The following is a 24594-nucleotide window of genomic DNA, read 5'->3' as shown; positions in this document are numbered from 1 at the left end:
CATATGGCTTTTAATAAACGACCTTTAATAACAGGCTTTTACCCAGGAGATAACAATGAAAAAACGCCTAGTGGTTCAAGGACGACTCAGCGACGCCCAACTAGCGGCGCTTAATGACTTGTTTGAGGTAGACGTACTGCCGAAGACCACCGCGCTTGATGCCCCTGAAAATCGCGCGCTGTTAGCTGACGCTCAAGGCATTATCGGCTCCGGCTTGGCGATCACTCCCCAGTTGCTGGACGCAGCACCCAACTTGAAAGTCATCGCCACCATCTCGGTTGGCTACGACAACATCCCTGTTGATGAACTGACTAAGCGCGGCATTATGCTGTGCAATACGCCGGATGTACTGACCGAAACCACCGCCGATACCGGTTTTGCACTGATCATGGCTACCGCGCGCCGGGTGGTGGAATTAGCCGAGTGGGTGAAAGCCGGTGAATGGCAAGCCAGTATTGGCCCGGCCCTGTTTGGCAGTGATGTGCATGGTAAAACCCTAGGCATGGTGGGGTTTGGTCGCATTGGTCAGGCAGTGGCCAGGCGCGGCGCGCTGGGCTTCGGCATGCGGGTGCTTTACTCTAACGCCTCTCCTAAACCCGCTCTCGAACACGAGCTTGGCGCGCAGCGCCGCGAACTCAACGCGCTGTTGGCCGAGGCTGACTTTGTCTGTGTCACGGTGCCGCTAACTGCCGAGACCGAACACTTGATCGGCGCCCAAGAATTCGCGCAAATGAAGTCTTCGGGTATTTTTATCAATATCGCCCGCGGCAAAGTGGTCGATGAGCGCGCCTTGATACACGCACTGGAGAACGGCGTTATTCACGCGGCCGGGCTGGATGTCTTTGAGCAGGAGCCACTACCCGCTTCGTCACCGCTGCCGAAGATGGCCAATGTCGTCGCCCTGCCCCATATCGGCTCTGCTACCCATGAAACCCGCGACGCCATGGCCCAGCGGGCGGTGGATAATATTCGCCTAGCGCTTCAGGGCGAGCGGCCGATTAGCCTAGTCAACGAGGACGCCTATCAATGAATTCTGCGATGAACACGGCCACACCTCTCTGCCTGCTGTTTGACTGCGATGGCACCCTGGTGGATAGCGAAATACTGCTTGCCGAGGTGATGGGCGACATTCTTCCTGAGTTCGGCTTACCTTTCTCAGCACGGCAATATATGGATGAATTTCGCGGGGTACGTTTCCAGACCATCGTGCAAACCCTAGAAAGCCGTTTTCAGGCATTGGAAGAAGACACGTTTTCCCAGCTTGAAGCAGGTATGCGAACCCGTATGGAGGCCCGGATGCGTGCCGAACTAGTGGCAATACCCGGCATGTCCAATGCGTTGGAACAGCTAAGCAGCCATCCCAAGGCCGTGGTATCCAATGGCCCTGAGCGCAAAATTCGCTGCGCCCTGGAAAGCACTGATCTAGGCCACCATTTTGCCGACAGGCTGTTTAGCGCCTATACCCTCAACGTCTGGAAGCCCGACCCAGAATTGTATCGAAAAGCAGCCACTGCCATGGGCTACTTACCACAAGCGTGTGTTGTGATCGATGATGCGGCAGTGGGTGTGGAAGCGGGGTTAGCGGCAGGCATGCATGTGATTCATCTCAACCACTTTCCGAATGAAGAAAGCACGCCCGAAGGCGCGGTGGGTATTCACCACGCCAGCGAGCTGCCCGCGGCAATCTTACGCTTAGCGACAGCCACTACCGCTTAGCGGCGGGAAGGCGCGGGCGATTTTTAAAAGCAGGTCACCAAGCGCTCTTTAACGTTTAATTGATCATCGACGAGCAATAGCTGGCGCCACTTATCAAAGGTCAAACACGGATGAGAGGCGCCAAATGCGACGACATCACCCACCTCAACGTCCTGCGCCTCATCGGGAAGCCGCACGAATGTATGTTGATCCATGATTTTCGTCACTTCCCAACCACCCACCGACAAGGGCTGCGCGGGGTCACCTACTTCCCGGAACCGACGTAGCGCAATAGGTAACTGGTCATGACCAATATCACGCTTACCTAGGGCCACAATAGCCAGTCCCGGTTCAGGCAGCGACTGCACCTGGGCAAAAACTTCCAGGGCAGGCTCAAGCCCCTGGTGCAAATCTGGCCGACGGTTTAGCACGGCGGACTGCGCTTCACGATATAGCCCATGGTCGTGGACCACATAGCACCCAGGCCTTAGCACCGGGGTAAAACGACCCTGTAGCGGGGCGCCTTGAAAGGCTTCCGCAATCACGTCATACCAGGCAGAACCTGAGGCCGTTACGATCGGGTTTTCCTCCGCAAAGCGTCCAGCAGCTTCGAGCTCTACTGCAACATCCACCAGGTATTGAGCATAAGCACGAATGCCAGATTCAGGGTTATCCCCGTGAACCACACCTTCATAGCCCTCTAGCCCCGCCAGGGAAAGCGCTGGCTCATTAGCAATTGCCTCCGCCAGCGAGAGAATCTGCTGCTTATTGCGGCAGCCGCAACGGCCACCGGTGACGCCCACCTCAATAAGTAGCGCCAAATTCAAATCACGCTCAGCAAAGAAACGCCCGAGCTGGCGCACGTTTTCCTGACTATCAACCACACAGTAAAACGTCGCGCCCTGCTCAATCAGGCTAGCGATGATGGCCATATTAGCCTGACCGACTAATTGGTTAGCCATTAATAGCTGGGTAACACCATTAGCAAAGGCCGCACGACACTGGGGCGCCGTCGCCAGGGTGACGCCCCACGCACCCGCCTGAAGCTGGCGATGGAAAAGTGCCGGGGTCATGGTGGTCTTGCCGTGAGGGGCCAAACGGGCACCATGGGCTTCCGCAAAGCGTTGCATCCACTCGATGTTATGCGCCAGCGGGCCTTCATGCACCACCGCGGCGGGCAGGCTGACACCGGACAGCATATTGGGCCCCACTTCGATACCACCTTTGTCCAACGCTAACGCCATTGTCTGCATTCGCCCATTTCCTCTTTAGCATAAAGCACGCGTGTTAGTTACTTTCACAAGTATTGACTTCAAGTTAGAAACTAACATATTTTCTAAGGAAGGCAATCATAGGAGTCCACGGTGAGCCAAGAAATTGACATTTTGTCACGCATTACCACTGACTTTGCCGCGCTGCGCGACGCTGAAAAGAAAGTTGCTGAGCTGATATTCGCTGACATTGAGTTTGTTACCGAAGCCAGCATCGGTGATATTGCCCAGCGCGCCGGGGTGAGCGACGCCAGCGTCACCCGCTTTGCCCGCGCCATCGGCTGTACTAACGTGCGCGACTTAAAAACACGCTTAACCCGCGCCTTAGCTGCTGGCCGTCGTTTTATTCAAGAAGCAACGCCAGAAGACAACTCAAGCGTGGTGTATGACATTGCCACCCAAACCCTGGCGCTTAACCGTGACCTACTTGCCCAAGCCGACGTAGCAGGCGCGGTTGAACAGCTAGATAAAGCCCGCCAGATACTGGTGTTTGGTGCTGGCGGCGGTTCCAGCATGCTTAGCCAGGAGCTCCAGTTCCGTTTGGTACGCCTTGGCTATGCGATCAGTGCTTACCCGCAAGCACTGTTGCCCCGCATGGTGGCATCCACCCTTGAGCCCGAAGATGTAGTGGTTGTGCTCTCCGCCACCGGCTACACCCCTGAAATGGTGGAGTCTGCTCAGATTGCCAAGCAGTACGGCGCTAAGGTGATTGCGATCACCGCGATGAATTCTCCGCTAGCCGACACATCCGATATCGTGCTGCCGGTGACCTCCCGCGAAACCGACTTCATTTTCCATCCTTCCGCCTCCCGCTACGCCATGCTCGCCGTTATCGATGTATTAGCGCTTGAACTCGCCATGCGCCACCGCGAGCGCTCGCGGACTAAATTGCGCCGCCTCAAGCTGAGTCTGGATGACCATCGCGGTGGTGATAACCGCCAGCCTCTAGGAGATTAAGATGGTTTACGACTTACTGATTCGTAATGCCAACGTGCTGGATGGCTCAGGCGCTGCCCATTTTCGTGCCGATGTAGCTATTCAGGGCGAACGTATCTGCGCCATCGGCGATATGCCCGACGCCACTGCCACCACGATCATTGACGCCCAAGAGCGCTATCTGGCCCCTGGCTTTATCGATGTCCACACCCACGACGATACCAACGTCATTCGTACCCCCGAGATGCTGCCGAAGTTGACCCAAGGGGTAACCACAGTGGTAGTAGGTAACTGTGGTATTAGCGCAAGCCCTGTAACGCTTGCTGACGAAGTGCCCGACCCAATGAATCTATTGGGCAATCTAGAAAACTTTCGTTATCCCAGCTTCGCTGACTATGCCAACGCCGTAGACGCCGCTACGCCAAGTATTAACGTCGCCGCCTTGGTGGGGCATACCAGCCTCCGCAGCCAGGTAATGGACAGCTTTGCCCGCCCCGCCACACAGCAAGAAATATTCGCGATGGAGGCTCTGCTACGCCAAGCGCTGAGTGAGGGCGCGTTAGGGCTTAGCTCAGGGCTTGCCTATCGCAATGCGATTCAGGCACCCACCAGCGAGATGGCACCACTGGTGGCGGCTGTTGGGGAGTCAGGCGGAGTCTATACCACCCATCTTCGCGATGAGTTTGCGGGTTTACTGGGTGCCATGGATGAAGCCTTTACCACCGCGTGGGAGGGCAAGGTGCCGCTAGTCATCTCGCACCTGAAATGCGCTGGGGCAGGCAACTGGGGAGGCGCGGGTAAGGCGCTGAGCAAGTTGGAAGCGGCCGCACAGCATCAGCATGCCCACTGCGACTGCTACCCCTACACCGCGGGTTCTTCCACCCTTGATTTGGGCCAAGTCACGGACGAGATCGAGATCACCATTACCTGGTCTCAGCCCCACCCGGAGCAAGCACGCCGCCCCCTCAAAGAGATCGCCGCCAAGTGGGGGTTATCGCTGCTAGAAGCTGCCAAGCAGCTACAGCCTGCGGGCGCGGTTTACCACAACATGAGCGAAGCGGATATGCAGCAGGTGTTAGCGCACCCGCTCTCCATGGTGGGATCTGATGGCCTGCCGAACGATCCGCATCCACATCCGCGCCTTTGGGGCGCATTCCCGCGTGTGCTGGCCCACTACAGTCGCGATTTAAATTTAATGCCACTGGCAGAAGCGGTGCGCAAAATGACCAGCCTCTCGGCGGCCAATTTTGGCTTAACCGATCGCGGCGTGATCCGCATCGGTGCTTACGCAGATCTCACCCTGTTTGATCTCGCGGTGCTGGAAGATACCGCGAATTACGAGACGCCTATCGCCGCCGCAAAGGGCATCGATATGGTCGTGGTGAACGGCCAGCTCGCCTACTACCAAGGCGCGATTACCGACCAACGCGCTGGCCGAATGCTGCGCAGAACAGCACGTATTTCTCAAACCCTCACTCCCTCACAACCCAACCAGGAGCAAACCCCATGAGTATTACTCGATACGGCACCGAAGGCGGCGTAGGCACCGGCGGTCAGAAGCTGCCCTTTGCGCGCGCCGTAGAAGCAGGTGGCTGGCTATACGTCTCTGGCCAAACGCCGATGACCGATGGCGAAGTGGTGGAAGGCGGCATTGTGGAGCAGACCCGCCTCGCCTTCGACAACTGCCTGGCCATTATGCAGGAAGCCGGGTATGGCGTTGAAGACGTCGTGCATGTCACCACCGTGCTCACCGATGCGCGCTATTTCACCTCGTTCAACAAGGTGTTTAAGGAGGTCTTTGGCGACAACCCACCGGCACGTATCTGTAGCGTTCAAGACCTAGTGGTGGATTGCAAAGTAGAGGTTGACGTGAAGTGTTTCAGAGCGGATCGCGTTTAAACACCGGCTCTAAAAAAAGCGCCGCGCCCCGGCAAGGGCGCAGCGCCAGATTACCGCGTGATTAGGATAAAAAAGCCCCGCGGCAATCGCTTCCATTGCCTACCTTCGGCCGCGGCAACGGCCGGATACACAACGACAAGAGGTTAACATGAACAGTCAACTATTCCTTATTACCTTCGTGCTCTACATTGTCGCCATGATCGCGTTTGGCTGGTGGGTGTCCAGGCATAAGCGCGGTAGCGGTGACGACTTTCTACTTGGCGGGCGAAGCGTGCCGCTCTTTTTAACCGTGGGCACTACCGTCGCGACCATGGTCGGCACCGGCTCCAGTATGGGCGCCGTCGGCTTTGGTTACGCCAACGGCTGGGCCGGTGCTTTATACGGGCTTGGCGGCGCAGTGGGTATTTTACTGCTCGCGGTCTGTTTTGCCCCAGTACGTCAGTTTCGTTTTATGACCATGAGCGAAGAACTGGCCTATTACGTCGGCGCTAACCGGCTGGTGCGCAACGTTGTCGCGCTACTTATCTATATCGCCTGCATCGGCTGGCTGGGTGCGCACATTCTGGGTGGCGGTCTCTACCTCTCTTGGATGGCGGGCATCGACCTGACCACGGCGCGTATTTTGGTGGCACTGGGCTTCGGCATCTACTGCGTCGTCGGCGGTTATTTTGCGGTTATCTGGACCGATACTATTCAAGCCGTTGTGCTCTTCGCGGGCTTTATTTTAATGGCAATATTGGCGCTGATAGAGGTGGGCGGCCTCCCAGGTCTTACGGAGGGTATGGATGCGGGCGCCACTAGCTTTTTAGGTATTGGTCAAATAGGCGCGCTCCCGGCACTATCGTTGGCGGCTGTTATCGCTATTGGTGTGCTGGCAACGCCCTCTTTCCGCCAACGTATATACTCTGGCGAATCAGTCAAGTCGGTACGCCGTTCGTTCTTAATCACCGGCGTGCTATACCTGGGCTTCTCGATTATCCCCGCGATTATTGGTATGGCCACCCACGCGCTTAATCCTGGGCTCGACAATAGCAACTACGCCTTCCCTTTTTTGGCGACTGAAATTATGCCGCTGGGGTTAGGATTGCTGCTATTGGTAGCGGGCCTCTCCGCCACCATGTCCAGCGCCAGCTCCGATGCCATCGCCGGTGTTTCCACCCTGATTCGAGATCTCTATGTGCTGGCCACGGGCCGCACGCCATCCGCGCGTAACGTGGTGCGCTTCTCGCGTATTGCGCTGGTGGCTACCATAGGCTTGGCGCTGCTGTTCGCACTCGCCTCGGACAATGTGATCACCTACATCACCCGCATGATCTCGACGATTCTTTCAGGGCTGTTTGTCAGCGCCATGCTGGGCCGCTTCTGGCCACGTTATAATTGGCAGGTCGCTATTGCGACGCTTATTTGCGCGTCGGTGACTTCCTTGACGATTATCGCCAATAGCGATTGGACAGCCTTCTGGGGTAACCCCAGCATCCCCGCGGTGCTAGTAGCGCTGGTAGCCGGTGTGGTCGTCAGCCTGGCAACACCCGCTTCCCGCGTCACTTCTGCCCAGGCCCTGGCGATTCTTGACCAAGAACGTAAACGTATGGAGCAAGTGCCCGAGCCGACACTGACCGGTGCAGAAGCGCCGTCTACTTCGCGCTAATCGTTAGTCCTTAGTACGCAAAAAAAAAGCCCCGCTGATTGAATCAATCAGCGGGGGTTTCTATATGAAGGTAGTGTCTTGATAGGTAATTAGGTTAACTGCCGCACTGCCAACTCCACACCGCGCAGTTCGGCAAGGCCGCGCATACGGCCGTAAAGCGGGTAGCCGGGCGCCGTATTGCGTCGTTGATCATCAAGCAGTTGGTGGCCATGATCAGGGCGCAGTGGTAAGCGCGCCCCGCCCTCTCGTTCGCGTCGCCGCTCTTCCTCCACCAAGGCATGTATCACCTCCACCATATCCACATCGCCGGCCAAGTGCGGCGCCTCGTGGAAAGAGAGCGTATCCGCTTCACGCTGCGTGGCGCGTAGATGAATAAAGTGTATATGCGCGGCAAAGTGGCGGGCCATCGCCACCAAATCATTATCGTCACGAACACCGTAAGAGCCTGTGCAAAACGTCAAGCCATTGGCCGGGCTGGGCACGTGATCGACAATCCATTGGGCATCCTGCCGCGTCGACACAACCCGGGGCAGGCCCAGCAGTGGCCGCGGTGGGTCATCCGGGTGGATAGCCATTCGGACACCCACCTCTTCTGCCACCGGAATCACCGCCTGCAGAAAGTAGCCAAGGTTTTCCCGCAGCCTGGCGGCGTCAATATCAGCGTACCCTTCCAATACAGTGCGAAACTGCTCAAGGGTGTAGTGCTCTTCGGCGCCCGGTAGCCCAGCGATCAGCGTATTGACCAGCTTGTCACGACGGGCTTTATCCAACCCATCTAAATAGCGAGCTGCCTGACTTTTTTCCTCGGTATTGTACTCGTTCTCAGCACCAGGGCGTTGAAGCAGATACAAGTCAAAAGCTGCAAACGCCACCTGCTCAAAGCGCAGCGCCAAAGCGCCATCGGATAGCTCATAGGTCAGGTCGGTGCGCGTCCAATCAAGTACAGGCATGAAATTGTAGCAAACAGTATCGACGCCACAGGCAGCTAGATTGCGCAGGGTCTGGCAGTAGGTGGCAATTAACGCGTCACGTTCGGGCAAGCCTTTTTTAATCGACTCATGCACCGGCACACTCTCCACCACCGACCATGTCAGACCAGCCGCTTGGATCATCTGCTGACGCTCACGAATCGCCTCGACCGACCAAACCTGATCATTGGGCACCTCATGCAGTGCCGTCACGATACCGGTAGCGCCTGTCTGGCGGATCTCTTCGAGGCTAATCGCATCATTAGGGCCGAACCAGCGCCAAGTATGCTCCATGGGGATCTCCTTATATTAGTTGTGATCAAGCGCCGCGAGCGCCCCGCTCAGCCCATCATGGGTCAACGTCTGATAGGCGACCACCACCGCCTGGACAAATCCCTTATCCGCTGCCAGTTCCCTCGGCACCACATCGTCCATGGCCAAAAAGGCAGCCACTAGTGCAGCGCTATCGGAACCCTGTGCTTGGTGCAGCGAGGCAAACCGCGCGGCCAACGGGTCGTCGACGGTGTAACGATTCCCAAGCAGATCTTCGCCTGCGATATAGCGAATCCAGGCCGCCATCCCCAACGCCACGCAAGGCGATGATTGACCAGCGGCGCTGCGTTTTAGTGCGCCGGAGAGCCAGCGCTGCGGGAGCTTTTGGCTGCCATCCATGGCGATTTGCTGCAGGCGATGGCGCAGGCTGTCATTAGCAAAGCGTGCCAGCAGCGAGTCGGCATAAGCGTCTAAATCGATTCCTGCGGGCATCTCAAGGGTAGGCGCCGCCTCTTCAAGCATATAACGACGCAGTAGCGCGCGAAGTTCGGCGTGATTGACGCCGTCAAACACGGTTTCAATGCCCGCCAATGCGCCCAGGTAAGCGAGTAAAGAGTGGCTGCCATTCAGCATGCGTAGCTTCATGGTTTCAAACGGCGCCACATCGGCGACCATTTCAACGCCCTCGACTTCCCAGCTTGGGCGCCCCATAGGAAAGTGATCCTCCACTACCCACTGAGAGAAAGCCTCACATACCACCGCATTGGGATCAGTAACGTCCAGTGCCGCTAAACGCCCGAAGTCCGCGTCGGTCATCGCGGGCACAATGCGATCCACCATGCTGCAGGGAAATGCCACCTTATTGGCGATCCAGCTGGCCAATTCTGCGTCTCGATGTTCGGCCAGTTGCATCACCGCTTGACGTGTTCGCTTACCGTTATCCGGCATGTTGTCGCAAGAAAGCACGGTAAAGGGGGCTATGCCTGTCTCGCGCCGCCGAGCTAACGCTTCCACCAATAGCCCAGGGGCAGTACGCGGCTGTTGGGGCGAAGCTATATCACCGATGATCATTGAGTCATCGACTCTTAGTTCACCGCTGGCGGGGTTTAAAAAGTAGCCCTTCTCGGTCACCGTTAGCGTCACAACTCGCGTATCAGCAGAAGCCATTCGCGCCAGCAATGCCTCCCTGTCGCGGCTCCAGTTACCCGCGCCATCACGGCCCGAGAACAGCGTCTCTTCAATCACGCCTACTTCACGCAGCGTGATGTTAGCGCTATCAGCGTACTCTGCTACATGATAACGATGCCCAGCCGCGCTCAATCCATCGACTAAACCAATGCTAGCGCGTAGGTTAGCGCTGCATATACCCCAGGCAGTATCGCCGCTGCGCTGACGATAGCGCTCTAAATAGACGGCCTGATGGGCGCGGTGAAAAGCGCCTAAGCCTAAATGGACAAACCCGATCTGGCCGCTTTTAGGCATGGCGTCAATACGTTGCTGGTCCATAGTCACTACTCTCCCATCAGCAAGTTAGGCAACCAAAGCGAAATCGCGGGGACATAGGTCACCAACAGCAGCACCGCTAAGTTGCAGAGCAAAAAGGGCACGATGGCTCTGGCAACGGTCAACATCGGAATTTTGCCAATGCCGGCCACCACAAACAGGCATACCCCTACCGGCGGTGTGGTTAAACCAATCATCAGGTTCAACACCGCGATCACCGCAAAGTGAACCGGATCGACACCCACGCCAGTGGCTACCCCCACTAAGGCCGGGAAAAGAATAATCAGCGCGGCGATGGTCTCCATAAAAGCGCCGACAAATAGCAGAATCAGGTTGAGAATAAGTAAAACAATGAGCGGGTTATCGCTGATGGAGAGAATAAGCGCAGCGATCATCTGCGGGATCTGCTCACTGGTGAGTATCCAGCCAAACAAGTTAGCCAACCCTACCATCAGCAGGAGTGCCGAAGAGGTTAATACAGTATCCGACAAAATCGCCGGGAGCTTTTTCCACGACAACCCTTTATACACAAACATCCCCACGACCAAGGCATACAGGCAAGCCACAATGGACGCTTCGGTGGGGGTGAAAAAACCGCCAATAATGCCGTACAGAATAATCACGGTCATCAGTAGTGCCCAGAAGGCTGTTTTGGCTTCGCGCAGCAGTTGCAAAAAAGGTACCCGCTGCTCTTTTGGATAGCCACGCCGAACGGCCAGAATGTACACCGTGATCATCATGGCGAGGCCCATTAAAAGCCCCGGCACTGCACCGGCCAGGAACATCCGCCCGACCGAAATACCGCTAAGTGAACCGGCAATAATCATCGGTACGCTGGGCGGTATAATCGGCCCAACGGTTGACGAGGCGGCGGTAACCGCAGCAGCAAACGGCTTGTCATAACCCGAGCGCGCCATACCGGGAATCATCACCGAGCCGATGCTGGCGGAATCGGCTACGGCCGTACCGGAGATACCGCCAAAAATCATCGATCCGGCCACGTTGGCCAAGCCAAGCCCGCCGCGAATATGGCCTAACAGAGCGTTGGAAAAGCGCACAATATGATCCGTAATATTGCCCACATTCATTAAATTGCCAGCCAGCACGAAACCGGGGATACACAGCAGCACGAAGGTATCGATACCCGCATACATACGCTGCGGCACAATGGTTAATGAAATGCCTTCAAGCAGAAGATAAGAGAGCGACGCTAACCCCAACGCAAACGCAATGGGCATGCCCACCAACAGCAAAACCAAGAAAACGCTAAAGAGGATAATAACTTCCATGCTTACGACTCCTGAAGGGAGGCAGAGGAGCGACACATTGCGATAATTCCCTCAAGACACCCTAGTAAGCTGTAAACCAGGAGTAGCGCAAAGGTGACTACCGTTGAGAAAAAGATATACAGCATGGGAACATGCAGCGTGGGCGAGGTCTGCCAGGCACCGTTTTGCGCATACTGCCAAGCGTAAGGCAGCACCAGAAAGGCAAACAGGCCAATCAGCGCACAGATCAACACTTGAAAAGCCGCCTGCATACGCGGCCCTAGCAGGTGATGAAAAAGCTCGACGCTAATGTTGCGGTTCTGGCGCAGTACCACGCCAGCGGATAGCGCCACCATATAAATAAACAGATAGCGCGAAAGTTCTTCGGTCCAAGCTATCGAAAACGGCAAAAAAAGCCGCGAACAAATTTGCAGCAGTACCGTGGCGGCAATCGCTACAAGTGCCACAACAGCCAAGGTCAGAAAGCACCTATCCACCCAGCCAATCACGCGTCCGATGGGGCCCCTCAGCTTAGGCACCGCCGACATTGAATCCAGGCTATCCAACGCTTCCTGTGCAAGCGCTTTGTGATCCGAGTTCATAACCGTATCCTTATAGGCAAGCTGCATGTGCAGTTCGAAGATGGGCCAGCAAGATGCCAGCCCATCGCCATTACCAATTCACTGCAAATACGACCTTACAAATCCTGGATAGCGTCGAAGAGTTCGCGCTGCTCTTCGGTTAAGGCCTCAAGCACGGCGGGGCGAGCTTTCTCTGCGAACGCATCAACGTCGACTTCCACGAACTCCATACCACGCTCCTGAAGCGCTTGCTCAAGACGTGCCTGGTCATCAACAAAAAGCTCGGCCTGATACGTTTGCATTGTTTGGGCGGCATCACGAACCACCTGCTGAAGCTCATCCGGCATGCTTTCCAGCTGGTTACGGCCAATCACCACATAGATCCAGCTGCGCACATGGCCGGTCATGTTGACGTAGTCCTGGACCTCATTGAAGCTGGCGCTTTCGATCAGACTAAGCGGGTTCTCCTGACCTTCCAGGGTATTTTGCTGTAGCGCGGTGAACACTTCGCTAAACGCCATTGGGGTTGGACGTGCCCCCATTGCCTGCCAGGTATCAACGAACAGCGGCACGTTCGGCACGCGTAGACGTAACCCATCCAGCTCATCAGGCGTGCGGATAGGACGATTGGAGGTCAGCTCACGGGGCCCACGCTCAAACCACGCCAAGGGCACCAGGTTAGTACGCTCAGTGATTTGCGCTTCAATTTCAGCACCAATATCACCATTCACCGCCGCATGAAGATGTTCGGAATCTCGAAAGGCGTAAGGAACCGCCATCATCGCGGCTTTAGGCGCCCAATTCTGTAAGCTTTCACCGGTGATCGTCATATCCGCCGTACCTAGCTGGATACTGTTGATCACGTCCATCTCGTTACCCAGTTGCTCACTGGGGTAGAGACGCACCTCAATCTGACCCTCGGAGTTCGCTTCGACCTCCTGTTTAAATTTCTCGGCGGCCTGGTGCCAAATATTCTGCTCGTTGGCTAAATGGCCAAAACGCAGCGTGTAATCTGCCGCCATTAATGAGTGGCTGCCTAGCATGGCGGCCCCAAGAACAGCGCTGGTGATCAGTTGTTTAATCATTGTCTTTCTCCTGCACGCGGGTGTTGTTAGTTGTTAATTGCAGCTTCTAATTGCACGTGGGTTGGCGTGGGTGTAGCCCCCTTAAGCACCGATTTGAATCAGCACCTTGCGGGCCTCTTCTGGGCGGTGTTCAAGCATGTCGATAGCACTGGGCATGTCGCTTAGCGGCAACCGATGGCTGACTAACGCCAACGGATCCAATTGCCCACTTGCCATTAGCTTAAGCACCTCCGGAAACTTACGGTTGTTAAGTCGCGAGCCGACCAGGGTCAGCTCTTTCTTAATCACCTCTAACTGCACCAGCTCGCTGGGCTGAACGCTAAAGCCCAGCAAACCAATGCGCCCTGCCGGCGATGCTAAGCGCAGCATTTGCGGTAGCAGCGCGGGCACGCAGGCCGCATCGGCAATCAGCGGCACACCTTCACCCTGGGTTAAGGCAAGCACCTCTTTTTCTACATCCTGCTCGCGGCTGTTAAAGACCTGCGTTGCCCCCAGCTGTTTTGCCGCCGCCAATCGCTCATTAATAACGTCCGTGACGATGACCTCTTCGATACCCTTGGCCAGAGCCATCTGCAGAATCGTCAGGCCAATAACGCCAGCGCCCAAAATCATCAGTCGGTCGCCGGGATGCGGCTGCATACGATCAAGCACGTTAGCGGCGATGGTGTAGGGCTCAACCAAGGCCGCAGCATCTAGCCCAATGTGATCAGGTAGCTGGTGCAGATTTTCAGCGGGCACGGCGACTAACTCTTCAAAACCGCCATTGCGATGCACGCCGATCACCTCAAGCGTACTGCACACGTTGGGACGGCCAATCCGGCACGGGTAGCACTCACCGCAGCTAATCACTGGGTCAACGCATACGCGATCCCCGACGGAAACGCCGAGCACGCCTTCCCCCACTGCTTCGACTACCCCGGCAAACTCGTGACCGGTGATACGCGGAAAGCGTACAAAAGAGTTATCGCCATGGATAATATGCATGTCCGAGCCGCAAATGCCGGCAAATGCCACACGCACCAGTGTTTCACCAGTGGCAGCCTTGGGCGTTTCAACGTCCGCTACCTGATAGTCGTGAGGCGCCTTCACCTGGAATGCTTTCATTGATGTAAATCTCCTTTACCCGTGCGTTAAGTTACCAATGCCCCTAATTCACCAATGCCAGAGCGTGCCATCTTCCAACCGGTTAACCGGCAAGCTTGCGCGCTTATAGGGGTACTGCTTGGCTAGCTGTTCATCGATATCAACACCATGCCCCGGCTTTTCGCCGACAATGAAATGCCCATCTTCAAAGCGATAGTCGTGGGGGAAGACCTCGTCAGTGGCACGGGAATGGGGCATATACTCCTGGATACCGAAGTTGGGCACCCAAGTGTCAAAGTGAATCGCCGCACCCAGACACACCGGAGAAAGGTCCGTCGGCCCGTGGAAGCCGGTACGCACGTGATAAAGGCCTGCTAAATCGGCGATTCGGCGCACATGGGTAATACCACCCGCATGGGTTAGCGTGGCGCGGATATAGTCGATCCACTGATTTTCAATCAGCGCTTTGGCATCAAACAGACTGTTGAAAACTTCGCCGACGGCCAGCGGTGTGGTGGTGTGCTGGCGGATAAGCCCAAACGCCTCCTGATTTTCAGCCGGTACGCAGTCTTCAAGCCAAAATAGATGGTAGGGCTCAACCTCTTTGCCTAAGCGGGCGGCCTCGATGGGCGTCAGGCGGTGGTGAACATCGTGTAGCACATGCAGGTCTTCACCGAAGCGCTCACGCACGGCGGCAAACAGCTTGGGCACATGATTTAAATATTTGCTGCTACTCCAAACGTGCTCGGCGGGTAAATCAGAATCGGCTGGCTCATAGGGCTCGCCATCTTTTTTGGCAACACCATAAATGCTCGCAATGCCGGGCACACCGGCCTGCACACGTACCGCTTTGTAGCCCTCATCCACATGACGGGCGACCTCTTCCAGGCAGGCGTCAATATCACGCCCCGTTGCATGGCCGTAAACCATGACGCGGTCTCGGCTTTTACCACCTAACAACTGGTACAGCGGCATGCCCGCGAGCTTTGCTTTAATATCCCAAAGCGCCATATCAACGGCGGCAATCGCACTCATGGTGACAGGCCCACGCCGCCAGTAAGCGCCGCGGTAAAGGTAGTGCCAGATATCTTCAATACGCTGAGGGTCTCGGCCGATCAAGGTCGGGATTACATGCTCTTCCAAATAAGCCACTACGGCCATTTCACGGCCATTGAGCGTTGCATCACCAATGCCGTACTCGCCCTGATCGGTCACAATCTTTAGCGTCACAAAATTGCGCCCCGGCGAGGTCACAATGGTATAGGCGTGCTCAATTTTCATCGCATCGACTCCTGCTTTAGCTGTTGATTTTCTTGTTCTTCGAACATGGCGGGGAAACGGCGCACCAGATCAGGCATAGAGACCAAAATTTCACGCAGATGAAGCATCATCGTCTCTTCAGCTTGCTGAACGTCTCGCGCCTCAATAGCCGCCACGATGCTGGCATGCTGGTCCACAAGCCGTTCAAGCGGGGTGCTATGGGGCACACTGAGGTAGCGCACCCGGTCAAGCTGAGCGCGGACTTCTTCAATGACTTTCCAGGCTGCATGCTGCTTTACCCCCAGCGAAAGCGTCCGGTGGAAAGCTTCGTCAAGACGATAAAATCGGTCATTATCATTAGGCTCAATACAGCGACGCTGCCGCGCTAGCAAATCATGCAGCTCCGTCAGCATCGCTGGCTCAATCCCCTTCTCTGCCGCCAATTTCACTACGGCTACTTCAACGGCTTCACGTACAAAGCGTGCCTCAAGCACCGCCCGCTGGGATATTTTGACCACATAGGTACCACGCTGAGGTTTAACCTCCACCAGCCCAGCCTCAGAGAGCCTTATGAAAGCCTCCCTCACCGGCTGACGGCTAACCGAAAAGGTATCGGCTATCTCCTTTTCAGATAACGCCTGACCCGGCGCCAGCACCATTTGGATAATCGACTGCCTCAGCACGTGAAATAGCCGTTGGCGAACCGATTCTCCATCGTGGGTTTCCTGCCAAAGCGTTTGTAATGTTGTGGGCATGGCACCTGATCCTGATAGAGAAGTGCGTAAAAGTTAGCGGCAAGCACTGATATGACTAGTATGGTAGTTGAATTAAGATAAAAAAAGCCCGAATGCGTCACTCTTTAGTCGCATTCACGATTAACGCCCACTAGCCAAATTCATATATGACTTGTAAGAAATATCTTACATAACAACCCTTTTTGGGGTATTTTTTGAGCATTGCTCTGCAAAAAAATCGCCACCTAAAGTTAAGTATTTCGCAACCTAATCGCTTAACATGGTTTGGTACAAACGATTGAATACCACGATCACTGCCCAATACGGCAATTGCCATGGACGGCTGAGGGCTGCTGCGAGCCAATACCAGTTAGGAGAAAGTAATGCAGGCCATCCAGGCAAGGGACAATTCGAAAGACCTGGTCTTAACGACGGCATTACCGTCATTCTTGGTAGCGGACTTACTCAAGTGCCCAAACTTACCTACCCTGCCCACTGTCGCTGTTAACGTCTTGAAAATGGCGCGTACAGAGCACCCTTCTGTAGGCGATTACGCGAGTGCCATTGAGCGTGATCCTGCCTTAACCATGCGTATCATTACCCTTGCCAACAGCGCCTTTTTTTCGCGTAGTCATACAAGAGTGCACGGGTGTCAGGAAGCGACGGCTCGCCTGGGGCTAGACACCACGCTGGCAGCGGTAATGAGCTTTAGTCTGCTTCAAAACAGGGGGATTGACACCCATTACCAGCAGGTATGGATGCGCTCTATCATCGCCTCGTTAGCAGCACGGCACCTAGCCATACAGCTCTGCCCTGATATAGCGGGGCCCGTGTTCACCGCCGCCTTGTTACAAGACATTGGCATCATGGCGCTAAGGGCGACATACCCGAAAGAGAGCAGTGAACTATATGCTGAAGCGGCATTATCTCATCGGCAGCTATCAGCGTCTGAACAGCGGCTTTTTGGCTGTGATCACTCTCAAGTAGGCGCCTGGCTTACCGCTAAGTGGGGCGTTCCGACACCGCTTGCTCAGCGTATCTGCGATAGTCACGGCGAATTTGATATTACCGCCCCCGACAGGCTGTGCATTCAGCTCTCTGGCCCCATCGCCGATGCCTGGCTATCGTCTCACCCTGCGCAGTCGCTAGTCGCCGTGGTGCGAGAGTTTGAAACCTATCAGGATGCCCACGCGATCTCGTTACGGCATTTACTCGAGAATATTCAGGAACAGTTGCCCGCGTTGGCAGATATGCTGCAAATGACGGCGCCCCCTTTACAGGATAACGAGTCGCTGCTTGCCGAGGCCCAGCAACTGCTGTTTCAACAAACCCTACAGCTCAAATCACGCCTTGATACACACCAAGCGGAACTCGCCACCCTGCGTCAGCGCCAAGATGAGTTAGAAGAGCGCTCACGAACAGATATGCTTACCGGGCTTGCCAACCGATCCTGGCTTGAAGAGCAGATGCATAAACGCTTTATCCTGTGCCAGGAACAGACGCGCATCATGTCAGTGGTGCTTATTGACCTTGACCACTTTAAGAAGCTAAACGATCAATACGGCCACCAAATGGGTGACCATGTGCTGCAAAAATTTGGTAAAACGCTGCAGGCACTTATTCGTGAAGGTGACCTTGCGGGGCGCTGGGGGGGCGAAGAGTTTCTGGTTATTTTACCCGATGAGGACGCACAAGCAGCCCAGCTATTCGCCAAACGAATTGCCGAGCGTTTAGAAAAAGCGCCTATGGCTTACGATGACCAGCAACCTATCCATGTATCCGTCTCGATTGGCATTGCCTGCTTGGATGATGGCGGATTTGGCGATGCAAACGAGCTTATTGATGCCGCTGATAAAAGTATGTATTTCATTAAACGAACAGGCCGAGGTGGAATAGCGGTGTATGGCGAGCGTGGTGCTCCAGATGCACCTCCCAGCATCGACTAGCGTATGCTTATTGTTTAGCCCTTTAGTTGACGACAAGAGCTGCCATGCTGGAACTTCACCAGATACACAAAACCTACGCGACGCCACAAGGCCCGCTGAAGGTGCTCGAAGATGTCTCCTTTCGCCTGGCGTCAGGGCAAAGTATGGCGCTAATGGGTGAATCCGGCAGCGGCAAATCCACCCTATTACACCTAGCCGCCGGATTAGATCTGCCTGACCAGGGAACCATCACCCTGGCTGGAAATAACCTCGCCTCTTTATCTGAACCCTCTCGCGCCAAGCTACGCCGAGAAAACCTGGGTCTGGTCTTTCAGCAGTTCCATCTAGTACCCAGCTTGACCGTCATCGACAACCTGCGCCTTCAGGCGCGCCTGGCTGGTCGCAACAATAGCGACTGGACAGCGCACTTACTCGAGCGGCTAGGGCTGACGGGTATGGAAAAGCGTTACCCGGAACAGCTCTCTGGTGGTCAACAGCAGCGCTTGGCCATTGGCCGCGCTTTGGCCCCGCGCCCGCCTCTGCTACTGGCCGATGAACCCACGGGCAATTTGGATGAAACCACCGCTGGCGAAGTGCTTGAACTGCTATTGAGCCTGGTTCGCGAAACGCAGTGTGCGCTGTTAGTCGTGACTCACAGCCAGCAGGTCGCCGCGCCACTTGATCGCTGCCTGCGTTTACGCCATGGTCAACTGATCAATAGCGCACATGTTTAGAGCAATGCCCACCGTTCTGGCCACACTCCTTAGCCACTACCGGCGTCACCCTGGGCAACTGGCCATGCTGCTACTTGGTCTTTGGGTTGCCAGCGCTTTATGGAGCGGTATTCAAGCGATCAACGCCACAGCAAGAGACAGCTACGCCCGCGCCGATGCACTGTTTGCCACCCAACTGGACCAGCTTGAGCGCCGCGATGGGGCCCCACTCTCCCGCGACGAGTATCACGCTCTGCGCCAGGCAGGCCTGCCTGTTTCGCCTATGCTAGAGGGTGAAGTCGTTACCCAAGATGGCACCCGACTAACGCTGATCGGCATTGACCCGCTTACCCTTTCCAGCGATAACGCGCTGGCTCAAGCAAACACCTCCGCGTCGTTAAGCGACTTTCTAACGCCGCCGTGGCAAACACGCCTAGCGCCTGATGCCTTGGCAACCCTGGGGATAGAGCGCGACAATGCACCGGGTGCTAGCCCAACGTTGACAGATGGCAAAACGCTACCGCCGCTCGTTTTAGCGCCAGCGTTGCCGCCGGACACCCTGATCATGGATATTGCCGCAGCGGCACAGTTACTGGAAAGCGGTGACGAGATTACCCGAATCGTTAGCGCACCGGGGGCAATTGCGAAAGCGCCCGCAGGATTGACCCTCACCCGTGCCAGCAACTTAGCCACTCCGGGCCAACTGACAGAAAGCTTTCACCTAAACCTTACCGCCTTGGGGCTACTGGCCTGGGTGGTGGGGCTATTTATCGTTCAAGCAGCGCTGGGTCTAGCCTTAGAGCAACGTTTGGGTATGCTGCGCACCCTCAGGGTGCTGGGTGTATCAGGGCGCAGTTTAGTCGTGACACTCAGTTTAGAGTTACTCCTGCTCGGCCTGATCGGCGCGCTTGCCGGTATTGCCAGCGGCGTCTGGCTGGCACGCCTGCTGCTACCCGATGTGGCGGCCACCCTGGGCTCACTTTATGGTGCAGGCGTGGGTCAAGAACTCAATCTACCCTGGCATTACTGGGTCGGCGGGCTGGCAGTTAGCCTTGGCGGGCTACTGCTGGCGGGCAGTGGCGTGCTATGGCGTGCCGCCCGTTTAAACATGCTGGAGTTAGGCCAAATGCAGGCCTGGCGTAGTGGTTACCGTCGGCAATTAACGCTAATGAGCATGGGCGGTGCACTCGCCTTGAGTATTGCGTTAGCGCTATACGCCTGGTTACGTTTACAGTCCCCTGGCGATGGCTTAGTGGCAGGTTTTGGACTAATCGCAGCCCTACTGCTGGCCAGCGCCCTGTGGTTGCCACCCTTGTTAGCGTTGGTATTGAAAGTGCTGGCGCACCTTGCCCGGCGGCGGCCGCTTATTCACTGGGCAGTCGCGGATATGCAGCTTCAGCTACCCAAGCTTTCGCTGGCCATGATGGCCTTGCTCATCGCCCTGGCAACCAATCTGGGTGTCGGCAGTATGGTAGGCGGCTTTCGTTTGACCTTTTTAGACTGGCTTGATCAGCGCTTAGTCGCCCCACTCTATTTAAATGCACCCGCCGAGCAATATGCAGACATTGATGCCTGGCTGGCGGATCGCCCGGAGGTCTTTGAGCGCCTGCTCACTCGGCGCAGCGACGCAACCCTTCAAACAGTTAGCACACCCGAAAGCAACCGCTCTTTAGGCACGCCTATCGAGCTTTATGGTATTACCCCTGGCGTATCGCTGACACCTCACTGGCCGCTGCTGGAGACACAATCAGGTCGCGCCGCAGCCTGGGCAGCTTTCGACCACGGAGCGGTTTTTGTTAACGAACAGTTAGCCACGGCTGAAAACCTTGCCCCCGGTGATCGGCTAGCATTGAGCGCGCCAGGGGTAAGCGAAAACCTGATCATAGCCGCTGTGTATCCCGATTACGGCAACCCCAGCGGCCAAGTGTTAATGGCGTCGCCCCAGCTCGCCGCACGGTTTAATGCACCGCCTAGCTCGATAGGCTTGGTGCTACATGACGATGCCGATGTGGGTGCTCTACGAGCAGCCCTTACCGTGCGTTTCGATTTAGGCAGCGATGCACTTACCGATCAAGCCGAAATTAAGCGCATTGCCACCGAGATTTTTGAGCGCACCTTTACCATTACCCGCGCGCTTAATGCATTAACCCTAGCCGTCGCTGCCCTGGCACTATTCGCTAGCCTGCTGGCCCAAGCACGCAGCCGGCGCCAGCAGTTAGCTCCACTCTGGGCGCTGGGCGTACCCCGGTCACAGCTAGCATGGCTAAACTTAGCGCAGCTGGGTGGCGCGGCATTAGTCACCGGTCTGCTGGCCTTGCCACTGGGCATTGCGATTACCTGGGGCTTAGTGGCGATTATCAATGTGGCCGCCTTCGGCTGGCGTCTGCCGCTCTACCTATTCCCTTGGGAAATGACCGTGACACTCGCCACGGCAGTCGCCGTGGCGCTGCTGGCTGCTGCCCTGCCCGCGCTGCGTTTCTGGCGCGCATCACCGCGTGCATTGCTGGCGGAAGAGGCCAATCAATGAGCATACGCCGACGGCTAAACCTGCCACTTCTACTGATAGCCACCGTTGCTTTGATGCTTCAAGGCTGCGGCGATGAAGACGTAACCTCAGCCAGCAGTGCGGGGTTCGCCGGGTTGGGCCAGGACGCCGACGGCTTCCAACACGCCGTGCCAAACCAATTACTGACATTCCCAACGGATCACTCAGCACACCCGGATTACCGTATCGAATGGTGGTATTTAACCGCCAATTTGGAAGATGAATCCGGCGAGCCACTCGGCCTGCAGTGGACACTATTTCGTCAGGCGCTGATGCCACCCAACGAGCGACCCGAACCCACGCCCTGGGCAGCGGATCAACTCTGGATGGCCCATATGGCAATCTCACAAGGCGAGCAGCACTACGTTGCTGAGCGCTTTGGGCGGAGCCTCTCACAGACCCCATTGAGCACTCCCCAGGACAGCCAGGCGGGGGTTATCGCTTCACCCTTCCACGCTTGGCTGGATGATTGGCAGCTTAAAGCAAACGAGCAGGCCGATAGCAGCGATTTCAATAGCCTAACGCTCACCGCCTACAGCGGCGAAGGCGCGGCGCGGTTTGGTTATGCGCTGGAACTTACCGCCGAGGGGCCGCTGGTGCTGCATGGCGACAAGGGGTTTAGCCAGAAAGCCGCCAATGGTCAGGGTTCGATGTACTACAGCCAACCCTTCTGGCAGATAGAGGGCGACGTCACGCTCAATGGAGAAACCAAAACGGTCAGCGGGCGCGGTTGGTTAGACCGGGAATGGAGCAGCCAACTACTGGATGCCCGCCAATCTGGCTGGGACTGGTTCTCGATTCACTTTGATGACGGCCACAAGCTAATGACCTTTCAGCTGCGTGGCGGCTCCGCCCAAAACGCCGACTACCGCTCTGGCACCTTGATAACGCCTGAAGGCCGAGCCACCCCCTTAGCCAACAACGACATCACACTCACACCGCTGGCAAGCTCGGCAGTCGCCGGGCGCAAGGTACCCACCCAATGGCGGTTGGAAATACCGTCAGTGGAAATCGATATCAACATTGAAGCCCCTCACGCCAACCGCTGGATGACCACCAGCGTGCCCTACTGGGAAGGCGAAGTAGTGGTCAACGACCGCGCCAGCGGCGAGCCACTGGGCGAGGGCTACCTGGAAATGACCGGGTATTGAGCTAACAAGCAAATTAACCCTTTGCGTAGCGAGCCTCCCCCCATCGCTGCATCGCCTCAAGCACTTCACGCAGCACCGGTCGTACCTCGGCGGCGCAATCTTCGCGATAGGCGAAGATAGGCTGGTCATCATCGGGTTCGTTCATATAGGTGCGCTGGGAGAGTTCGAGCTGCGCCGCGTGAATATGGTTGGCGGGATCCCCATAGCCGCGCGTAATATGCCCGCCTTTAAAGCGGCCATTGATCACATGCGTAAAACGCGACTGAGCAGCACAGACGGCTTGTAACGACTTGCTAAGCTCAGGGTCACAGCTCTGCTCCTCAAAGGTCCCCAGGTTGATATCCGGCAGTTGGTCGTCGAAGAGCCGCGGGATGCGAGAGCGGATGGAGTGGGCGTCGAACAGCAGCGCATAGCCGAAGCGCGCCTTTAGCCGCGCAAGCTCCCTCACCAGGGCGTTGTGGTAAGGGCGCCAAACATGCTCCTTTGCCCACTCGCGCTCTTCCTTGCTCGGTACTTGTCCGTCTCGAAACAGTGGGTCACCGTCGAAGTCGATGTCGGGAAATAATCCAGTCGTCGCACCCGCGTAGAGCGGCGCGTCATTCTCAGGCCGATTGAGATCGATGACGTAGCGCGAATAACGCGCCTCCAGCCGGCTAGCGCCAAGCGCTGCAGCAAAATCGTAAAGCTTGGGAAGATGCCAATCGGTGTCGGCAAGGCTAAGCGCCGCTTCGTTGAGCCCTGCTTCCACTGCTGGCGTTAACGCAGTGCCTGCATGGGGCATTGAGATCAGCAGCGGCGTATCGCCCTGGGTGAGCTGGTAACTTTCCATCATGCGTACCATTATACTTCTACCTCCTTACCTGCTTTGAAAACCGCAACGGGTAACTGCCCGCCTAGCCAGTAGCTAAGCTCCGCTGGGCCGCTAATATCCCAGACGACGACGTCCGCTACTTTTCCCACTTCCAAGGAGCCGTGGCTGGCATCAATACCCAGCGCTTTAGCGGCATTGATGGTCACGCCTGCCAGCGCTTCTTCAGGGGTAAGGCGGAACAGCGTGCAGCCAAGATTCATCATCAAGCGTAACGACAGCACCGGCGACGTACCGGGATTAAGGTCGCTGGCCAGCGCCATGGTGACACCCTGCTCACGAAAGGCTGCAATCGGCGGCAGCTGGGTTTCACGCAGGGTAAGAAAAGCCCCCGGCAGTAACACCGCGGCAGTGCTGCTTTTTGCCATCGCACGCGCATCGGCTGCATCGGCGTACTCAACATGGTCAGCGGAAAGCGCACCAAACTCCGCAGCCAGTTGGCAACCGCCAAGGTGCGACAGTTGCTCAGCATGTAGCTTGAGCGGCAGGCCCAGTTGCTTGGCGGTTTCAAATACGCGCCGCATCTGTTCCACAGAGAAGGCGATACCTTCACAGAAGCCATCGACGGCGTCGACAAGGCCTTCCTTCGCCAGCGTCGGCAGAATTTCCTCGCAGACTAGATCAATATACTCATCGCTACGTTCGCGGTATTCGGGCGGCAGCGCGTGGGCCGCAAGGCACGTCGTGAGCACCTCGACAGGTAGCCGTTCCCCCAGCGCCCGGGCCACCTTGAGCATTTTGCGCTCGCTCTCCAGATCAAGCCCATAGCCCGACTTGACCTCTAGCGTGGTGACGCCTTCGCGCAGCAGTACTTTGGCGCGCTTCTCAGCGCTGGCCAGTAATTCGTCAAAGCTGGCCTCGCGAGTGGCCCGCACGCTGCTAACGATCCCACCGCCCTGTTTAGCTATCTCGCTATAGCTCACGCCCTCCAGGCGCTGCTCAAACTCGTTACTGCGGTCACCGCCAAACACCAGGTGCGTGTGGCAGTCGATCAACCCCGGCGTTAGCCAGCGTCCACCCAGGTCACGCACTTCATCGAAGGCAGCATCGCTGTCAAGTTGCGCCTCAGTGCCGATCCAGGCAATCCGCCCGGCTTCTATAATCAGCGCCGCATCGCGCACAATCGCGTATTGGCCACCCTCCAGGGTCACCGCATGGCAGTGGTGCCATAGCTGTTTCATGCTTCCT

21 protein-coding genes are annotated in these 24594 nt (G+C 56.5%); 10 read left to right on the top strand and 11 right to left on the bottom strand.

What is annotated here, in order from left to right:
• Window positions 1-55 precede the first annotated feature (55 nt).
• On the top strand, window positions 56-1030 hold the full coding sequence (locus ACT3UM_RS07245) for a 2-hydroxyacid dehydrogenase (RefSeq protein WP_498897443.1): 975 nt from the start codon (window positions 56-58) through the stop codon (window positions 1028-1030).
• 8 nt (window positions 1031-1038) lie between these two features.
• Window positions 1039-1716 carry an HAD family hydrolase gene (locus ACT3UM_RS07240; protein ID WP_092490850.1) on the top strand — a complete coding sequence of 226 codons (678 nt, stop codon included), beginning with the start codon at window positions 1039-1041 and terminating at the stop codon, window positions 1714-1716.
• A gap of 23 nt (window positions 1717-1739) precedes the next feature.
• On the opposite strand, the gene ACT3UM_RS07235 is transcribed toward ACT3UM_RS07240, so the two are convergent.
• Window positions 1740-2948: an amino acid deaminase gene (locus ACT3UM_RS07235; RefSeq protein ID WP_498897441.1), complete on the bottom strand. Its 1209-nt coding sequence runs from the start codon at window positions 2946-2948 to the stop codon at window positions 1740-1742.
• A 111-nt stretch (window positions 2949-3059) separates the two neighbouring features.
• On the opposite strand from ACT3UM_RS07235, the gene ACT3UM_RS07230 reads away from it, so the two are divergent.
• The 4 genes from ACT3UM_RS07230 to ACT3UM_RS07215 all read left to right on the top strand — a co-directional run bounded on the left by ACT3UM_RS07230 (window position 3060) and on the right by ACT3UM_RS07215 (window position 7449).
• On the top strand, window positions 3060-3923 hold the full coding sequence (locus ACT3UM_RS07230; RefSeq protein WP_035578136.1) for a MurR/RpiR family transcriptional regulator: 864 nt from the start codon (window positions 3060-3062) through the stop codon (window positions 3921-3923).
• A 1-nt stretch (window position 3924) separates the two neighbouring features.
• Window positions 3925-5412, top strand: a complete 1488-nt coding sequence (locus ACT3UM_RS07225; protein ID WP_498897439.1) for an N-acyl-D-amino-acid deacylase family protein — start codon at window positions 3925-3927, stop codon at window positions 5410-5412.
• Complete coding sequence (locus ACT3UM_RS07220; RefSeq protein WP_035578133.1) at window positions 5409-5801, top strand: RidA family protein; 393 nt, start codon at window positions 5409-5411, stop codon at window positions 5799-5801. Before ACT3UM_RS07225 ends, ACT3UM_RS07220 begins: the two co-directional genes overlap by 4 nt.
• A gap of 148 nt (window positions 5802-5949) precedes the next feature.
• Complete coding sequence (locus tag ACT3UM_RS07215; RefSeq protein ID WP_498897436.1) at window positions 5950-7449, top strand: sodium:solute symporter family protein; 1500 nt, start codon at window positions 5950-5952, stop codon at window positions 7447-7449.
• An 89-nt stretch (window positions 7450-7538) separates the two neighbouring features.
• On the opposite strand, the gene uxuA is transcribed toward ACT3UM_RS07215, so the two are convergent.
• The 8 genes from uxuA to ACT3UM_RS07175 form a co-directional block, all read right to left on the bottom strand.
• Complete coding sequence (gene uxuA / locus ACT3UM_RS07210) at window positions 7539-8711, bottom strand: mannonate dehydratase (RefSeq protein WP_498897435.1); 1173 nt, start codon at window positions 8709-8711, stop codon at window positions 7539-7541.
• Window positions 8712-8726: 15 nt separating this feature from the next.
• Window positions 8727-10196, bottom strand: a complete 1470-nt coding sequence (locus ACT3UM_RS07205) for a mannitol dehydrogenase family protein (RefSeq protein ID WP_498897433.1) — start codon at window positions 10194-10196, stop codon at window positions 8727-8729.
• Window positions 10197-10201: 5 nt separating this feature from the next.
• Window positions 10202-11482, bottom strand: coding sequence for a TRAP transporter large permease (locus tag ACT3UM_RS07200; protein WP_035578126.1), 1281 nt, complete (start codon window positions 11480-11482; stop codon window positions 10202-10204).
• Window positions 11483-11484: 2 nt separating this feature from the next.
• Window positions 11485-12063, bottom strand: a complete 579-nt coding sequence (locus ACT3UM_RS07195) for a TRAP transporter small permease (RefSeq protein WP_498897431.1) — start codon at window positions 12061-12063, stop codon at window positions 11485-11487.
• Window positions 12064-12158: 95 nt separating this feature from the next.
• On the bottom strand, window positions 12159-13127 hold the full coding sequence (locus ACT3UM_RS07190; RefSeq protein ID WP_035578122.1) for a TRAP transporter substrate-binding protein: 969 nt from the start codon (window positions 13125-13127) through the stop codon (window positions 12159-12161).
• A gap of 81 nt (window positions 13128-13208) precedes the next feature.
• Window positions 13209-14231, bottom strand: coding sequence for a Zn-dependent oxidoreductase (locus tag ACT3UM_RS07185; protein ID WP_498897430.1), 1023 nt, complete (start codon window positions 14229-14231; stop codon window positions 13209-13211).
• A gap of 48 nt (window positions 14232-14279) precedes the next feature.
• On the bottom strand, window positions 14280-15491 hold the full coding sequence (gene manD, locus ACT3UM_RS07180; RefSeq protein ID WP_498897429.1) for a D-mannonate dehydratase ManD: 1212 nt from the start codon (window positions 15489-15491) through the stop codon (window positions 14280-14282).
• A complete protein-coding gene (locus ACT3UM_RS07175; protein ID WP_498897428.1) occupies window positions 15488-16225 on the bottom strand; it encodes a GntR family transcriptional regulator in 738 nt (245 codons plus the stop codon). The genes manD and ACT3UM_RS07175 overlap by 4 nt, the downstream gene beginning before the upstream one ends.
• Window positions 16226-16587: 362 nt before the next feature.
• Between ACT3UM_RS07175 and ACT3UM_RS07170 the strand changes: the two genes are divergently transcribed.
• Genes ACT3UM_RS07170 through ACT3UM_RS07155 form a run of 4 tightly spaced genes read left to right on the top strand, consistent with a single transcriptional unit; the run spans window position 16588 to window position 22538 of the window.
• Window positions 16588-18150, top strand: a complete 1563-nt coding sequence (locus ACT3UM_RS07170; RefSeq protein ID WP_498897427.1) for a sensor domain-containing diguanylate cyclase — start codon at window positions 16588-16590, stop codon at window positions 18148-18150.
• Window positions 18151-18194: 44 nt separating this feature from the next.
• Window positions 18195-18863: an ABC transporter ATP-binding protein gene (locus tag ACT3UM_RS07165; protein ID WP_498897426.1), complete on the top strand. Its 669-nt coding sequence runs from the start codon at window positions 18195-18197 to the stop codon at window positions 18861-18863.
• Between the two features lie 4 nt (window positions 18864-18867).
• Window positions 18868-21369, top strand: coding sequence for an FtsX-like permease family protein (locus tag ACT3UM_RS07160; protein WP_498897423.1), 2502 nt, complete (start codon window positions 18868-18870; stop codon window positions 21367-21369).
• Complete coding sequence (locus ACT3UM_RS07155; RefSeq protein ID WP_498897417.1) at window positions 21366-22538, top strand: lipocalin-like domain-containing protein; 1173 nt, start codon at window positions 21366-21368, stop codon at window positions 22536-22538. The genes ACT3UM_RS07160 and ACT3UM_RS07155 overlap by 4 nt, the downstream gene beginning before the upstream one ends.
• A gap of 13 nt (window positions 22539-22551) precedes the next feature.
• Here ACT3UM_RS07155 and hutG read toward each other — a convergent pair whose 3' ends face one another.
• Together hutG and hutI are read right to left on the bottom strand one after the other, a co-directional pair.
• Window positions 22552-23379: an N-formylglutamate deformylase gene (hutG, locus tag ACT3UM_RS07150; protein WP_498897415.1), complete on the bottom strand. Its 828-nt coding sequence runs from the start codon at window positions 23377-23379 to the stop codon at window positions 22552-22554.
• Window positions 23379-24587, bottom strand: coding sequence for an imidazolonepropionase (hutI, locus tag ACT3UM_RS07145; protein ID WP_498897414.1), 1209 nt, complete (start codon window positions 24585-24587; stop codon window positions 23379-23381). The genes hutG and hutI overlap by 1 nt, the downstream gene beginning before the upstream one ends.
• Window positions 24588-24594: the final 7 nt, after the last annotated feature.

The organism is Halomonas sp. AOP13-D3-9 (genome assembly GCF_052379125.1).
Taxonomy (GTDB): Bacteria; Pseudomonadota; Gammaproteobacteria; order Pseudomonadales; family Halomonadaceae; genus Vreelandella.
The sequence above is the reverse complement of the archived record's forward strand: the minus strand, read 5'-3'. Positions and strand labels throughout refer to the sequence as shown.

Coding starts and splice junctions, on each gene's coding strand:
- ACT3UM_RS07245 (WP_498897443.1), top strand. CDS start 56: ATGAAAAAACGCCTAGTGGTTCAAGGACGACTCAGCGACGCCCAACTA.
- ACT3UM_RS07240 (WP_092490850.1), top strand. CDS start 1,039: ATGAACACGGCCACACCTCTCTGCCTGCTGTTTGACTGCGATGGCACC.
- ACT3UM_RS07235 (WP_498897441.1), bottom strand. CDS start 2,948: ATGCAGACAATGGCGTTAGCGTTGGACAAAGGTGGTATCGAAGTGGGG.
- ACT3UM_RS07225 (WP_498897439.1), top strand. CDS start 3,925: ATGGTTTACGACTTACTGATTCGTAATGCCAACGTGCTGGATGGCTCA.
- ACT3UM_RS07220 (WP_035578133.1), top strand. CDS start 5,409: ATGAGTATTACTCGATACGGCACCGAAGGCGGCGTAGGCACCGGCGGT.
- ACT3UM_RS07215 (WP_498897436.1), top strand. CDS start 5,950: ATGAACAGTCAACTATTCCTTATTACCTTCGTGCTCTACATTGTCGCC.
- uxuA (WP_498897435.1), bottom strand. CDS start 8,711: ATGGAGCATACTTGGCGCTGGTTCGGCCCTAATGATGCGATTAGCCTC.
- ACT3UM_RS07205 (WP_498897433.1), bottom strand. CDS start 10,196: ATGGACCAGCAACGTATTGACGCCATGCCTAAAAGCGGCCAGATCGGG.
- ACT3UM_RS07200 (WP_035578126.1), bottom strand. CDS start 11,482: ATGGAAGTTATTATCCTCTTTAGCGTTTTCTTGGTTTTGCTGTTGGTG.
- ACT3UM_RS07195 (WP_498897431.1), bottom strand. CDS start 12,063: ATGAACTCGGATCACAAAGCGCTTGCACAGGAAGCGTTGGATAGCCTG.
- ACT3UM_RS07190 (WP_035578122.1), bottom strand. CDS start 13,127: ATGATTAAACAACTGATCACCAGCGCTGTTCTTGGGGCCGCCATGCTA.
- ACT3UM_RS07185 (WP_498897430.1), bottom strand. CDS start 14,231: ATGAAAGCATTCCAGGTGAAGGCGCCTCACGACTATCAGGTAGCGGAC.
- manD (WP_498897429.1), bottom strand. CDS start 15,491: ATGAAAATTGAGCACGCCTATACCATTGTGACCTCGCCGGGGCGCAAT.
- ACT3UM_RS07175 (WP_498897428.1), bottom strand. CDS start 16,225: ATGCCCACAACATTACAAACGCTTTGGCAGGAAACCCACGATGGAGAA.
- ACT3UM_RS07170 (WP_498897427.1), top strand. CDS start 16,588: ATGCAGGCCATCCAGGCAAGGGACAATTCGAAAGACCTGGTCTTAACG.
- ACT3UM_RS07165 (WP_498897426.1), top strand. CDS start 18,195: ATGCTGGAACTTCACCAGATACACAAAACCTACGCGACGCCACAAGGC.
- ACT3UM_RS07160 (WP_498897423.1), top strand. CDS start 18,868: ATGCCCACCGTTCTGGCCACACTCCTTAGCCACTACCGGCGTCACCCT.
- ACT3UM_RS07155 (WP_498897417.1), top strand. CDS start 21,366: ATGAGCATACGCCGACGGCTAAACCTGCCACTTCTACTGATAGCCACC.
- hutG (WP_498897415.1), bottom strand. CDS start 23,379: ATGGTACGCATGATGGAAAGTTACCAGCTCACCCAGGGCGATACGCCG.
- hutI (WP_498897414.1), bottom strand. CDS start 24,587: ATGAAACAGCTATGGCACCACTGCCATGCGGTGACCCTGGAGGGTGGC.